Source organism: Streptomyces albireticuli, from assembly GCF_021228125.1.
Lineage (GTDB): Bacteria > Actinomycetota > Actinomycetes > Streptomycetales > Streptomycetaceae > Streptomyces > Streptomyces albireticuli.
The window spans coordinates 19,559-33,213 of record NZ_JAJQQS010000032.1; the positions used below are offsets into that span (position 1 = coordinate 19,559).

Below are 13,655 nucleotides of genomic sequence, written 5' to 3' on the forward strand. Positions count from 1 at the left end.
AAGGGCACAGCGGGGAGCGTGGGCACGGGCGGTTCGCCCTCGCCGGCTGCGGCTTCGTCAGCCCAAGCCGCGTTGGCGTGCCGCATTGCCCGCACCTCCTCGGCGAGGAGGCCGTGCGCCCCGGGGACGGGCCCCCTGAACCGGGGCCGGCGGCCCATGTCAGGACGCCTTGGGCCTGTCCGCCGGAAGCCGCGGGGCGCGGACGCGGTCGGTGATGTCGTCGAGCTCGGGGACCAGGCGCCGCTGCTCGATCGTCGCGACCGCCTTGCGGGCGGCCTCCAGCTCCTTCGGCCCGGGGCGCCCGTCGCCGCCCTTGTCGTACCCGGTGCCGATGCCGCCGGTCTCGATCTCCGCGAGGATGCCCGCGGCCCACTCCAACTGCCGGTCCTCGATCCGGCGCAGCAGCCCGGATGAACCGCCGCCGAGGGCGCGGTCCCATGCCTCGGCCCGCTCGCGCCAGTCGAGCCGCGCGGACCAGTTCTTGATCGTGCCGTAGGTCCAGCTGGTCGCCTTGGCCACGTACCGCAGCTCCCGGCCGGGCGATCCGCAGTAGGTGACGAACGCTTCGTACTGGTGGGCCGATTCGTCGGATCGGCGGTCCCACGGGCGCGGCCCCAGTGGGGCGCGCTCATCCTCGTTCCGGGCCGGGGCCGCCTTCTTGGCGGTCTTCTGGTCACTGGTCACCGGCGTACTCCTGACCTGCGGTGATGCCTGAAATGCGGTCAGCGGTGGGTCACGCAGGGGTCATCGACCAGTCACCAACGGCTGACTGCTGCCGGTCCGGCGCCGAGTTGCCGTTGGTCCCCTCGGGCCGGACCGGATTCCCCAGTTTGGGCTATAGCTACTCAGACCAGGGCATATACAAGATCCTTTGGGGCGTTCTGGCGTGTCGTCGTACTCCGAACGGGAGGAAGTGCCATGTCAGGAGCCTTGTGCCGGTGCGGCGGGTCGGTCACCGTACTGCCCGCCCCCGCCGGCTGCACCATCCGGTACCAGGCGCCGGACCGCGCGGTCCGCACGGCTGTGGTGATCGGGTTTCGGGTCTGCACCGGATGCCGGGACGGCTGCGCGTTGTTCCTCGACTTCTACGGCGACGTCACGTGCGGTTCCGGCGCGACCGTGCACTGCCTCGGCGAGGACGAGCGCGCCACCGCCTCCCGGCTCCGCGCCGTGTGACGACCTGTCCGGCCTGCGAGGCGAACATCGCCACCCTCCACGAGCGGGAGACGCCCATCCAGCGTCACGACCGCTACGCCCTCGGCGTCGGCGAGGCCCTGGAGCTCCGCCTCGATCTCGACTACGAGACCGAGGCCCTGCGGAACGCTGCCGTCGACTCTGTCGAGGCCGCGTGGTCCGCCCTCGCCTGCTGCATCCTCGTGGACAAGCTCCAGGCCGCCGACGACCCATGGGCAAACGATCTCTAGCAGGTGCCGGCGAGGATCGCCCGCGCGTAGTCGTTGGCCTCCTGTTCCGCGCGGGATGCCGCCCAGAACTCCTGTTGAGCCGACAGCGAGTCAGGCCCCTCCCGCAGGACACGGGCCACTGCGCCCAGCTCGGCGCGCGCGATCTCCCGCTCCAAGGCGTTGAGGTGGTGGAGGGGGACCCCGAGGGCCCGGTCCTTGGCGACGCCGCGCAGCATCTTCCACCGGTACCCCTCGGCCTTCTCGTCGAAGGCATCGGCGGTGCGGGTGATCTCGTCCTCGACCTGGTCGAGGTACGCCTCCATGGCCCCCTCCGCGTCCCCGGCGAGGGCGTCGTCCAACAGACGTTCCTCAAGCCCGTCCGTCCCCACGAAGGAGGCCACGCCCTCGGGGTCCGCCTGGGCAAGCAGGTGGGCCAGATCCTCGGCGCGATGGTGCGTCGGCTCCCGGCGCAGCGCGTCGTAGGCCGCCCAGATCGCCTCTTTGAGATCACGGGCGGCGGCCCTCTCCTCCCTCCTACCCGCGGCCAACGACGCTTCGATCCGGCGTGCTTGCTCCAGTCCCAGCCCGTCGACCTCGGCCCGGGTCCGGCGTGCAGCAACCATCACGCTCTCTGTCTTCATGCGGGGGGTCTCCTCCCTCAACGGCAACCGTCCCTCCAGCGTGGACGCCAGCCGGAGGCCGGCGCACGGACCCGGTGGGGGCGAACCACCCGATCAGAGGAAGATCACCGCCGAGCGCAGGACCGACCCGCGTGACGATGCGTCAGCGGTTCTCGAGAACGGTCTGTCGACCATCGCCGTCGCCGCGCCCGGCGGCGAGGCCGTGCAGCACTAGCTCCACACACTCCCGCGCGCTGAACTCCGGATACCGGGCCTGATAGGCGGCAACGAGCCGGGCGAGATGAGGGTGTCGACCATTGCCGATGATCGTTCGGAGTGCATCCGGTTCGGGCATGACATCAATCCTGGCGAATCGGACCGACCGGTTCACGCACCGCTCGGCCGCGTCGCCTCACGGGCCTCGGCGATCATCTCCAGGGCGAGCGTCAGCACTCGCTCCGCCCGCTGCTCGTCATCCGGCAGATGCCACCGCGCTTGTCCGCTCAGCACCGTCTCCAGTGGACACTCGGCCATGCCCCGGTCGCCCAGGACCGTGAGCGCGCAGTCGCGGATGACGGCCTCACCCGCGAGCTCCTGGGCGAACTCCTCGTCGGTCTCCATCCTGCCGTCCGGCGGGTCGGGCGAGAGCGACACCATCAGGTCCCACAGCCGAACGGCCTCGTCCTGCGTCAGGCTGTAGGCCCCGGCGACGCCGAGACGCCCGAGGAGATCGGCCATGTGCCGCCGGGGCCCGGCCTCACGCCACCGCTCCCATGCCGGGCTTCCCGGCTCGCACCAGTTCGGGGGAAGCTCAGAGAACACGTTCACCGTGGGCGGTGGTGCCATCCGGTCGGCGAAGTCCGCCCGCGTCTCCTCCTCCGCCGCCCAGGACCGCGCCGACCCGGCGACCCGCTCCAAAAGCGTCAGGTAGTCGCCCAGGGTGCGCAGCGCGACGATCCGGGTCTCCTCGCTCCCGGCGGTCCGGACGGCGTGTTGTGCGTGGGCCGTGCCCTCCAGCACCAGGGCGAGGACGTTGACGGGCGTGACGGTCACCGGCTCGTCCTGGTCGTGCTCTTGGTTGTCGTCGAGGCAGTGCTGGAAGTGCCGGCGGACGGCGGCGGCGGGGAGGCGGTGGGCGACGGCGGCGGCGCCGAGGCCGAGCGCGCCGGACCGTACGTCCGCTTCCAGGTCGGCGCGGGCCGGGCAGGCGCACACGGTGCAACTCGTCTCGACCGGCACCAGTTCCGTACTCCTGGACTCCGGCACTACGGAACTCTGCGTCTCCGGAAGTTCGGGACTCCGGCGCCCACGCCGGGTCGTCCTCTTCGTCATCACGCCGCCCCTGGGGCCGACACCGGCAAGGAGGGCCGCGGAGCATCGTCGCCGCCGTACGGGGCGCGGCGCCAGTCCGCCGGCAGCGGGGCGCCGGGGGCGAGACCGAGGGCGGCTCGCAGGTGGATGTTCTCCGCGCGCAGCGCCTCCAGTTCGGTCGGTGGCTCCCCCGCCGTCTCCAGCCTGCGGAGCATCACCACGCCGTCCGCGACGGTCGCGGCCTCGGCGCGGACGCGTGGGGCGTACGGGCTCGACTTCACCGTGCCGGACGGCGCGTATCGGGTCGTCGCGGACAGCGTCTGGTGCCCGATGGCTCCGGAGACCTCCGCCAAGGAGTAGACCGACAGCCCGTGCCTGATCCACCCGGCGCGGAGATCATGCGGCTCGATGTCCTCCAGCCCGGCCTCGGCGGCGATCCGGTCCACCAGCCGCTGAAGGCGCCGGGAGGTGAGCGGCGTCGGGGTGGAGTGCGGCCGGGCGGGGAGCATCAGCATCCGTGCCCGGGGCCCGACGGGCAGCCGGGGCGCGACCCAGGCCAACCAGTCGCGGTACTCCTCGACCGGGCCGATGCAGGCGGCGGCCAGGGGCCGGTCGGCGGGGGCCAGCTCGCCGCGGCCCGACGTTCGCAGCACCGGGTACGGCCAGTTCCCGGGCAGCCAGTCCCGCCACCACAGCCGGACCATCTCGCAGCCCCTCGGGCCCATGTCGGTGAGCAGGTGCCCGACCGCGCCGACCGCCGGGCCCATCTGCTCGGCGGCGCCCAGGAAGTCGGCGATCTCCCGGGGCGTCAGGGTACGGGCTCGGGGCCGGCGGCCGGGGTCGCCCGGGGTGTGGACGAGCCGGGCGGCGTTGCGGACCTCGCCGTCTGCCGCCGGGCACCAACTTCTGATCCACGCGTAGAGCTTCACCACGGCTTTCCGGCGGTTCGCCCGGGTCGCCGCCGAGGGCGGCTTGCGCTGCCCCTCGACCCGGACCGGATGGGTGTTGACCCACTGCTGAAGGTCGAGCAGGTGGGGGTGGAGCGGGTCGATCCGGCGGCGGTCGCACCAGCCCAACCAGCTCGCGGCGTGCGAGGCGTACGGTCCGACGGTGTCGGCCGCGCAGCCCGAGGCGGGTAGCCAGCACCGGAACTCGGCGGCGAGGTTCGCGGGGCGGAGAAACCGCTGAATGTCGCGGGGGCGGACGCCGGGTCCGACGGAGCCAACGACACCAGACCCCGACTCGACCATGACGGACCTCCTCACCAGCGGACACCCCGTCAAGCACCCGCCGACCGCCCGCTATGCCCGGAACCTGCCTCCACTCCCCCGAACGGCCCAACCACTGCAAGGGCACAGGGGGGCAGGCGAGGCGGCGCGGACGGCCGGACGCCGAGCACAGGCACGTGTCGGCGGCCCCCACGACTCCCGGAGCCCGGACATCATGAACTCTCGGACTCCGGTTCCTCGTCCGGGTTGCGAGGCGGGGGCCAGATCAGCCGCACGTGGCCGTACCGGTGCCGGGCCGCTTCCGCGCTGATGCCGAGCGGTTCGCCGATGGTGGCCCAGGTGGCGCCGGCCTCCCGGTCGGCGAGCACCGCGCAGCGGACCAGCTCGCGCACCAGCTCCTCGAACTCGGCCGCCACCGCGCAGTGCACCCCGGGGATCGCGCGCTCCTGGTGGATCACCTCGTCCAGCACCCCGACCAGACCGAAGAGCCGGGTCTGTAGCCGGTTGCTGATCTGGAGCATCGCCACGCGCGGCGGGATGGCGGCTCGGGCGCGGTGGCGGGCCCGGTAGGCCGCCTGACGGCAGGTGCGCGGACGAGGGCAGTAGCGGCGGCCTCGGCCGCTCGGCAGGGGCTGGCCGCACCATGTGCAGGTCCTGTCACCCATGAGCGGAGAATACGGCCGTTTTCAGGTGACGGGCCTCTCGACGGGGGCGGCCCCGCCGTCCGCTGGGGGACGACGGGGCCGCTTCTCTCCAATTGGAGAGATTCAGTTCCACACGCCAGGCGGGGTGCTGCCCGCCGGCAGGTGACCGGCGCAGTAGTAGGCGGTGCTCGCCTTCGTGCGCTCGATCTTCTCGACCTTCCAGACCAGTTCGCCCTCGCAGGCCGCGGTCTCCCCGTTCGCCTGGGCGAGCTGCGTCGCGCACATCAGCGGCTCGTCGTGCCCCTTGGGCGCGGAGTGGCCCTTACGGCGCCGTTCGGCGCGCAGCACGGTCTTCGATCGCGGGTTGGGCCGCCACTCGAACCGCTGCACCTCCCGGCCCCAGTGTTCGGCGTGCTGCTGCTCGATCCGCTCGGAGATCAGGCTGAAGGCGTGTTCGTCGGCGGCCGCGAGCTCGGCGACGTGGGTCAGCACGTCGGCCTGGCCGAGCTCCAGGCGGTGACCGGTGTTCAGCTTTTCGGCCCACTGCTTGAGGGTGTCGGCCACGGCGGCCGGGACGGTCACGCTCAGCCGCACCGGCGCCTCGGCATTGCCCTCTCCCTCGGCTCCGTCGTTCCCGGTCTCTCCAATTGGAGAGACCCCGGGCGCGGCGCCGTCCGTCGTGGGCGCGGTCAGGACGTTGAGCACGCTCTCGCGCACGACCTTCGCCACGGTCTCCGGGTCCGCCGGCATCTCCTCCGGCTTGGGGAGCGCGGCGATGGCCCGCTCGTACACCTTGGCCGTGAGCTTGGCTCCGGCTTGCTCGGCCACGGCCGGGGCCTGCCGGGCGAGTTCGAGAACAAGGTCGCGTCCGCGCTCGCCGTGGGCCTTCTCGCCCTTGCGCAGCTCGCGCACCTGGCCCTCGATCGGGGTCTTCCCCGTTGCCGAGGCGATGGCGAGCGCGGTGGGAGCGCCGTCCCGCCACCGGTAGGAGTGGGCCGGGCTGATGCCGTACTCCTGCTGCACGTGCTCGTCGTACGTGAGGCCGGACTGCCGATGGAACCGGCCTTTCGCGAAGATCCGCAGGGCCGCCCCGATGACCCAGATCGCAGCCTGGCCCGACTCTTGGGCGGAGCGGATGACCGCGTCCGTGGTGTCCTTCTGCTGGAGTTCGTCCGCCGTCAGCGGCGAGTCGTCCGTCTCCGCGACCTCGCGGACCTTGTCGAGGTCCGGCAGCTGCTGGACCAGACCGCGGACGTGGATGGACGGGGATGCGGTCATGCGGCCGTTGTCGGGGTTCTTCAGCGGGCGACGCTGAGGAGCGACGGCGCCGCCACCACTTCCGCCGCCGTCGCCGTTGAGGTGTTCGCGGGTGAGCTCTGCGGGGCCTGCATCATCCGGCGACGGCAGGAGGACCGCCGGTTTCGTCTTCCTCGCCATCAGACGGGCACCACGGCCTTCTCGATCATTCCGGCCTCTTCGAGTACCTGGCCCACGTCGGGGTAGAGCCTACGGAAGTCGCTTATGGTCGGCACCGTCCCGTAGGCGCGCTGGTAGGCGACCCGCTTGACCATCTCCGCCTGCATCACCGGGTAGACGAACTGGTTGTTCTCCCCGCTCGTCAGCATGTCGCGGTACTGGCCGGGCATCGCCGTCTGGTGGTCCGTGCGCGAGAGGACCACCCAGGTCTGGAGGCCACCAACCTCCGACAGTGCGGCGGCAGATGTCGCAGCCTTCCAGGTCGCCGGCAGCCGTCGAACCTCCGAGGGGTCAGCCCCGACCGGTACGAACAGCCGGTGAGCACGCTCAAGGGCGGCACCGAACGCCACGGCGTTGCCGCCGCCGATGTCGATCACGATCTCGTCGTTGTCCGCTTCCAGCTCGCGGATGTGGTCGTTGATGTCCTCGAACGGGTGCCGAGTGACCGTGATCGGGTACGGCTTGCCGGTGGCCCTCTCGTAGTCCTGCTTCCAGTCCCACGTCGTCTGCGACACAGAGTCACCGTCGATCAGGTGGGTCTTGCGCTTCTCGACAACCGCCATGTACATGGCGATCATTTTCGCCAACCGCGTTTTGCCTGTGCCGCCCTTGAGCTTGCCGCACACAGTCACCCGGGCGGCCATCAGGCGCACCTCCCGGACGTGTGGGTTCCGGAGGTCGTGCATGTCGTCTTCATGACGCAGAACCGTAGCCCGTCCCGCGCGGACCGCGTGCACCCGGACATGCGGCGCCCCCCGGCATTTACACCGGGGGGCGCCGCATCCGGGAGCAGCGGTCATCCGGCGCGGACCGCTTCGGGCTCGTCTGCCCCTTCCTCCGGCTGGCGGGGGTGGGTGATCGTGCGACCGATCTCGGCGCCTTGCTCGGCCCGGTCCCACTGCTCGCGTACCGCCCGCATGCTGTTGGCGAGGTCCCCGGCACGGGTCTCGTTGACGCGGCGGCGGGCTGCCAGGAACTCGGTCGGGTCGCCGTGGTGACCGTCCCGGAGTCCGTCAATCGTGATCTTCTCGATCCGTTGTGCGTGGGTGATGGCGGTCTTGAGCTCGTCGAAGACCTCGTCCCTGTCCACGGGCGGGGTGTCGACGTACTGCGTGGCGGCGCGCTCGACGCGGCGCGTGGCCATGCGGACTTCCAGGGCCTCCCCGGCGACGCGGCGGTCATCGTCCGCCATCGAGGCGCCGAGGCGGTGGACCTCGTCCTGGCGCTTCTGATCGGTCGCGCGGGCGCCGTCCGCTGCCGTGGCCTTCTCCTTCAGCGTCTTGGTGACGGTCTCGACCTTGGTCTTCTTCCGCTTCTTCGACGCCTCCACCTCGGCTCGCTCCTCGGCCTTGGTCTTCTTCGGCTTCGGGGTCTGCTCGGGAATCCTGACGTCGCCGGCCGGGATGACGTCGCGTCCCCACACCAGGCCCCAGCTCTCGACGAGCCGACGCACCGCGGGCTCACCTCGCTCTTCCGCAGCGTGGATGACGGCGAGGAACCGGCCGGGAATGCGGGTGACGTGCTCGTACCAGACCTCCGAGAGGAACATGCAGATCAGCTTGCCCTCTTCAGCCTCGGTGAGGATCTGACCGTCCGTCTTCTCCTCGATCTCCGCGAGCTCGGCCAAGAGCTCACGGAGCCGGGGCGTAGAGAACATCAACTTGAGGTCGCGGGTCGACTCCTCGTACTCGCGGATCAGCTCGACGTCCCGGGCGGCCGCGGCCTCGTCGCCCTTGTCGAGGGTGTTGACCGCGTCGTTCATGATCTCCAGGATCATGCGGTTGCCGCCCCGGCCCTGCTTCTTGTCGCCCCGGACGACTTCCTGGGACAGGCCCTCGAACTTCGCCTTCCCATCCTGATTCTTGAACAGGTAGACCCCGAGCTTCTTGCCGTCGCCCGGCTTGGGCAGGTCGACCTTCGCCCCGTGCTCGTTGATCTCGTAGCCACCCACCTCGATGACGGCCCGGCCCCAGCGCTCGCGGATCTCGGCCTCGAACTCCTTCGCCATCGTCCGCGTCCATGGCGCAGCCGTGAAGACCATCACATGCCAGTGCGGATGCCAGCCCCGACCACGGCCGTGGGTGCACTCCCACACCCGCAGATAGCCCTCGATCCCGTAGTGGTTCCGCCAGCGCTTCGTCCTGAACGAGCTCGGCGCCCGGCGTCCGATCAGCCGCTCCCATGCGCGGTGTTGCACATCGAGGAGCCCGAACCGGTTGCCCTTGCGGATCGACCCCAGGCCCTGCTTGTCGAAGTGGCGCAAGGTCAAAGTCAGGAGCACGATTCCGCGGCCGGCGTTCTCCCACAGCGTCGCGTAGCGCCCCCACTCCTCCGCCCGGTACGAGCGGATGGTGGTCATGCAGGACGGGCACGTGTGCACGCGTCGGCAGTAGCACAGGCCCCCCACGACGGCCCGTCGCGTCGTCGGGTTGACCCGGACTGGCACCCCGCCCGCTCCCCGGGGGAAGACCGCACAGCGGTTGAAGGCACGGTCCAGCAGGATCTTGTGCTTCTGGAGCTTTTCGCGGAGCCGGTACAGCTCGTCGCGGACGACCTTCCCGTCGACCTTCGGCCCCTGCCGCTTCCCTCCGCGCTCGTGACCCTCGGCTCTCTGCAAGGGCACAGCGGGGGTGGCCGCGTCGCTCGATTCGCCGTCGCCGACCTCCGCGCAGTCGTCGTCCGAGGCCGCGTCCAAGGTCGTCTTGGAGGGGGTCTCAGACGCCCTCGGGGGGGTCACACTTTTTCCCCTGTTACCGAGGGGCCTCGCCGTTGTGGTGTCGGCGGCACCCCATCCGCCCGCTGACCTGGGCTTTTGTGTCTCCGGCGTCGACTTTCCGGACACTTTCCGGACGTCGCCAGCCGCTGCGGCGCCGCTCCGCTTCGAGGGGGCCGGCTTCTTGGCGGTCGACCGGCTTGCGCGCTTGCGGCAGGCGTCGGAGCAGAACCTCTTGGGGCGCCCTCCGCCGGGGGATTCGATCGCTGCGCCGCATGCCTCACAGGCACCGGGTGTGCCGGACGTCACAGCCGTGGTCGTAGCGCGGCTGGCCTTACGGCGAGCTGTGGGGCGCGGGGCGGGGAAAGCGGCGGCTAGCGCGGTGAACTCGGCGGCTGCGCCGTCAGCGGCGGCCTGATCGGCTGCCCCCGGATGAGGGAGTTCCGCCGCGTTGTGGCCGCCGGCTGGCTGTCCGCCGGACGGCGAGGTGGGTACAGTGCTCACGAAGGGCCCGTTCTCGGTGAAAGTGGCGGGTCCGCCAGGTGGCCCTCACCGAGTGGTTCCGCCAGCTAGGTCCGGAGTGGCGACTCCGGGCCGTGGACGCTGGCTGACGAATCCGCTCGGCGGGGGCCCCTTGCGTTGTATCTGGTCTCACATTCAACACCGTGGGGCTACGGCATCAGTGACCCCCCATCGGGCGTGGCGTCCACATTCGTCTGATTCTCCAACACTTTTTGTCAATTCAGACAAATACCCAACTCTATGCCGATGCGGGCGGATGCAGTGGGGCCTGCCCACGGCGCGACGCCATGCCCGACCGGATCGAGGCGCGCACCCTCAACTCGCCGTGCTCGGCGGTGAGTCCGCAGGACCCGGCGGCCCATAGCATCGCCTCTTCGACCTCGGCCTCGGTGACGAGCCCGGCGACGACGAGCCGGTGCCCCCGGCTCGACTTCTTGTACAGCTCGGTGTCCCGGCCGGTACCCGGAGCCATCCGCGCGAGGTCGTTCGCCATGCCCTGCAACGTGCCAACTGCCCATGCACGAGCGCGGTTTGACGACGGGGCGAAGACCGGGGCGGAGGGGGCCGGCGCCGGGTCGGCGTGCTCCTGGTGCTCGTCGTGCTGGGCGAGGCAGAGGTCGAGGAGCCACTGGGGCATGGGGGCGGGCTCGGTGGGGCCGGGCTGGAGGACGTACCGGTGGCCGCCGACCTCGGAGCCGATGCCGACGACGTAGCCCCCGGCGGCGCGGACGTCGATGTGCTGGCCGATGCGGCGGACGCTGCTGCGGACCTCGATGTCGGGGTCGGTGGCGAAGTAGAGGTGGGCGCCGCCGGACGCCGTGGTGACCGTCATGGTCTGCGGCCACGCGGCTCCGGCCGCCTCGATGAGCATGCGGAGCGCGTCGCGTCCGTCGCGGGCGCCGGGCGTGGCCGCATGTTCCCGGTAGACGACGCCGGGCTTGGGCTGGTCGAGGTCGATGACGACCAGGCCGTTGCCCGTCATCACGCCGACGTTGTACGGGGCGCGCTCCCACAGGCGGCGGACCTCGGTCTCGTCGCAGGTGGCGCGGCGCTGCCAGGCCAACCATCTCGGTTCTTTCTCCCCGAGGCGGAGCGGGTGGACGGGCATGCCGCGGCGGGCGTAGCCGAGGGCTGCGGCGAGCAGCCGGGGCCTGTCGGCTACGCCGGGACGGTGCGCGGCGGCGTCCTGGTTCACGCGGCGTCCCCGGTCGGGCGCTTGAGGGGAAGTCCGTCGTAGACGAGCTCCAGGCGGTCGGCGGCGCCGACGATGCGCAGCAGCTCCAGGGGGCGGCCCGCGTTGTCGCGGGTGACGCGCTGGACGACGAGGACCGGCACGCGGGTGCCGATGGACAGCTCGGCGGCCTGGGCGGCGGTCGGCACTCCAGCGGTGACCCTCTCGTCCACCTCGGTGGGGTCGAAGCCCGCGCCGGTCATCGCGCCCAGGACTCCGCCGACGACCTTGCCGGGGACGTCGAGGCCGGCGGCGGTGGCGAAGGTGGTCGGGTAGTACGCCTCCTGGACCTGGACGACTTCCTCGCCGATGGTGGCCAGGCGCCGGCGGCGGATGACGCGTGCACCGGCTCCGAGGCCGAGGGCCTGGGCGACGTCGTCGGGCGCGGCGATCTCCTCGGCGGCGGGCTCGGGGACGACCATCTTGCCGTCGAGGCCCTGGGCGGCGGTGGCCGTCTCCCATGGTCCGCGGTCGCCGCCGGGGGTGAGGACGGAGCTGTACCGGCTGAGGGGGACGCGGACGATGCTGCGGTCCCGGACCACGGTTCCGCCTCGGCGGCGGGTGATCACGTAGCCCTCGGCCTCCAGCTCGCGGTAGGCGCGCTGGACGGTGGCGGTGCTGCCTTCGCCTTGCCTCACCAGGTCTTCGACGCGGGGCAGTCGGCTGCCCTGCGGGTACGTGCCGTCGTCAATCTCGGCTGCTAGCCGGTCGGCTAGCGCCCGCCATTTCGCGGGTTTGGTGGTCATGGTCGGCTCCCTTCGGCGCCCCAAGTGAAGCGTGGAAACTTCTAGAAGACAACCCACGCCTACCTGTTGACGCCGCATCAGGGTGCACGCCATAGTCGTCGTCGTTCGCCGAAAACTTCTAGAAGATAACTAGGGGTTGGGGCGGAGCGGCTTGCCCTGAAAAGGGCGCGGGCCCCCTTGGTCTGACCACCAGGGAGCCCGCCGGGCCGCACCCGAAGACGACATGAAAAGGGGCGCGACCGTGTCCATCATCCACCACCCGGCGGGAGGCACCGCATGAACTGGCCTCTCGTACGCCGATCCCGCCTGGCCGCCGCCGAGACCGCGCTGGCCGACACCACCGCCGACCGCGACCGCCTCGCCGGCCGTGTCCGCGCCGTGCAGCTCCGCCTGTCCTGGCTGCGCCGCATGTCGGAGGAGATCGACGCCCAGGCGCACCAGCTGCTCGACGAACGCCTCTGCCTGAACGCGAAGCTGGGCGGCTCCGAGGCGGACAACGCACGCCTGCGGCGCATGCTGGCCGAGCCCGTCGAGGTCGAGGTGCTGATCCACGACCGCCAGGTGCACAGCGTCCACCGCGACGGCACCACCGCGAAGCGGGCCGCGTTCGAGGCCGACCCCGGCGCGCACCCGGACACCTGGAAGCGGGCCGAGGCCGACATCCGCGGAGAGGGCTGGCACCTCTCGCACCGGACGCTGCCGGGCCTGCGCCCGACGGAGATCCCCGGGGCGGCCGAGTGAGCGTCATCGATCTGGGAACACTGCTGCCCGTCGCCCTGCCGGAGGCCACCCCCGCCGAGGTGCTGGCCGAGGCGAAGGCGGAGGCGGAGCGGCAGGCCGACAGGATCATCACGACCGCGACCGGGACGGCGGAGGCGACGATCGAGGACGCCGCCGCCATCGAGGAGGCCGCCTCCCGCCGTCTGGCCCGTGCTCAGGCCGAGATGGCCGAGGCCGAGGCCCTGCTGAACCACACCCGGCGCCGCAGCGCCGAGCTGTTGGCGCAGAACACCCAGATCACCGACGGGGTCCGGGAGCAGTTCGAGGCTCTGCTGACCGATGCCGGGGCGCTCGCCCGCCACCTGGTCGAGCAGGCCGACGTCCTCAAGGCGGAGGCCGGCGCGGCCTGCGCGGAGGCGGTGGCGCTGCGGGAGGCGGCGAAGGTCGAGGCGGGGCAGATCGCCGCGCAGGCCCGGCTCGACGACCAGGAGCAGCGGCACGTCGACGCGGTGGCCCGGCACGAGGCGCGGGAGGTCGCGCGGGCCGAGGCCGAGGAGCTGGTGCGGGCGGCGGAGGCGAAGGCGGAGGAGGTGCGGAAGGCAGCCGACGCCCTGTTGGCCGACGTCACCGCACAGGCTGAGAAGCTGGAGGCCGCCGCCGAGGCCGAGCGCGCCGAGCGTGGGGCCGCCGCCGTCGCCACCGCCGAGGCCGTCGTGAAGGAGGCCGAGGAGCGCGCGGTGAAGGCCGACGCGTCGGCGGCCGAGCGGGTCCAGGAGGCGAAGGCCCGCGAGCAGCGGGCCGCCGAGGAAGTCCAGCGGCTCCTCGCGGAGGCCGCCGTCGAGGCCAGCGAGGTCCGTGCCGTCGCCGTCGCCGAGGCCGAGCAGATCAACGCCGCCGCCGAGGAGCTGTTCGAGGAGGCTCGCGCCCAGGCGGAGCGCCGGGAGTCCGCGGCGGCCAAGTGGGCGTGTCTTCAGGCGTGGGTCTGGAGGCAGGCTCCTGGGATCGCGCTCGTCGCCGGCATCGCGGTGTTCGCCTCGGGC

At 71.7% G+C, this 13,655-nt stretch carries 14 protein-coding genes and 1 pseudogene; 4 read left to right on the top strand and 11 right to left on the bottom strand.

Annotated elements, in window-relative coordinates:
• Positions 1-159: 159 nt before the first annotated feature.
• Positions 160-684, bottom strand: a complete 525-nt coding sequence (locus tag LUZ64_RS35005; RefSeq protein ID WP_095584141.1) for a hypothetical protein — start codon at positions 682-684, stop codon at positions 160-162.
• A 234-nt stretch (positions 685-918) separates the two neighbouring features.
• Between LUZ64_RS35005 and LUZ64_RS35010 the strand changes: the two genes are divergently transcribed.
• The gene (locus LUZ64_RS35010; protein WP_143593416.1) at positions 919-1,176 is read left to right on the top strand and encodes a hypothetical protein; all 258 of its coding nucleotides are present in this window, start codon (positions 919-921) and stop codon (positions 1,174-1,176) included.
• Positions 1,173-1,424, top strand: a complete 252-nt coding sequence (locus tag LUZ64_RS35015) for a hypothetical protein (RefSeq protein ID WP_095584139.1) — start codon at positions 1,173-1,175, stop codon at positions 1,422-1,424. Before LUZ64_RS35010 ends, LUZ64_RS35015 begins: the two co-directional genes overlap by 4 nt.
• Here LUZ64_RS35015 and LUZ64_RS35020 read toward each other — a convergent pair.
• From LUZ64_RS35020 to LUZ64_RS35065, 10 genes are all read right to left on the bottom strand, one after another.
• Positions 1,421-2,044 (bottom strand): hypothetical protein, encoded by a 624-nt coding sequence (locus LUZ64_RS35020; protein WP_095584138.1) that lies wholly within the window; start codon positions 2,042-2,044, stop codon positions 1,421-1,423. The genes LUZ64_RS35015 and LUZ64_RS35020 overlap by 4 nt on opposite strands.
• 142 nt (positions 2,045-2,186) lie before the next feature.
• Entirely contained in the window at positions 2,187-2,378 is a 192-nt protein-coding gene (locus LUZ64_RS35025; RefSeq protein ID WP_143593415.1) for a hypothetical protein, read from the bottom strand.
• Positions 2,379-2,410: 32 nt separating this feature from the next.
• On the bottom strand, positions 2,411-3,262 hold the full coding sequence (locus tag LUZ64_RS35030) for a hypothetical protein (RefSeq protein WP_095584136.1): 852 nt from the start codon (positions 3,260-3,262) through the stop codon (positions 2,411-2,413).
• Between the two features lie 92 nt (positions 3,263-3,354).
• The gene (locus LUZ64_RS35035; protein ID WP_095584135.1) at positions 3,355-4,584 is read right to left on the bottom strand and encodes a site-specific integrase; all 1,230 of its coding nucleotides are present in this window, start codon (positions 4,582-4,584) and stop codon (positions 3,355-3,357) included.
• Positions 4,585-4,775: 191 nt separating this feature from the next.
• A complete protein-coding gene (locus LUZ64_RS35040; protein WP_143593414.1) occupies positions 4,776-5,228 on the bottom strand; it encodes a hypothetical protein in 453 nt (150 codons plus the stop codon).
• Positions 5,229-5,330: 102 nt separating this feature from the next.
• Positions 5,331-6,485, bottom strand: a complete 1,155-nt coding sequence (locus LUZ64_RS35045) for a hypothetical protein (protein WP_143593413.1) — start codon at positions 6,483-6,485, stop codon at positions 5,331-5,333.
• A gap of 158 nt (positions 6,486-6,643) precedes the next feature.
• Positions 6,644-7,369: a P-loop NTPase family protein gene (locus tag LUZ64_RS35050; protein ID WP_095584132.1), complete on the bottom strand. Its 726-nt coding sequence runs from the start codon at positions 7,367-7,369 to the stop codon at positions 6,644-6,646.
• 110 nt (positions 7,370-7,479) lie between these two features.
• On the bottom strand, positions 7,480-9,378 hold the full coding sequence (locus tag LUZ64_RS35055; RefSeq protein WP_095584131.1) for a rep family protein: 1,899 nt from the start codon (positions 9,376-9,378) through the stop codon (positions 7,480-7,482).
• A 778-nt stretch (positions 9,379-10,156) separates the two neighbouring features.
• Positions 10,157-11,113, bottom strand: a complete 957-nt coding sequence (locus LUZ64_RS35060) for a bifunctional DNA primase/polymerase (RefSeq protein ID WP_095584130.1) — start codon at positions 11,111-11,113, stop codon at positions 10,157-10,159.
• The gene (locus tag LUZ64_RS35065; protein WP_095584129.1) at positions 11,110-11,895 is read right to left on the bottom strand and encodes a GntR family transcriptional regulator; all 786 of its coding nucleotides are present in this window, start codon (positions 11,893-11,895) and stop codon (positions 11,110-11,112) included. The genes LUZ64_RS35060 and LUZ64_RS35065 overlap by 4 nt, the downstream gene beginning before the upstream one ends.
• A 276-nt stretch (positions 11,896-12,171) precedes the next feature.
• Between LUZ64_RS35065 and LUZ64_RS35070 the strand changes: the two genes are divergently transcribed.
• Both LUZ64_RS35070 and LUZ64_RS35075 read left to right on the top strand, forming a co-directional pair.
• Positions 12,172-12,636 carry a hypothetical protein gene (locus tag LUZ64_RS35070; protein WP_095584128.1) on the top strand — a complete coding sequence of 155 codons (465 nt, stop codon included), beginning with the start codon at positions 12,172-12,174 and terminating at the stop codon, positions 12,634-12,636.
• Positions 12,633-13,655: pseudogene (locus LUZ64_RS35075) on the top strand (hypothetical protein); the annotation flags it as partial. The gene LUZ64_RS35070 and the pseudogene LUZ64_RS35075, both read left to right, overlap by 4 nt.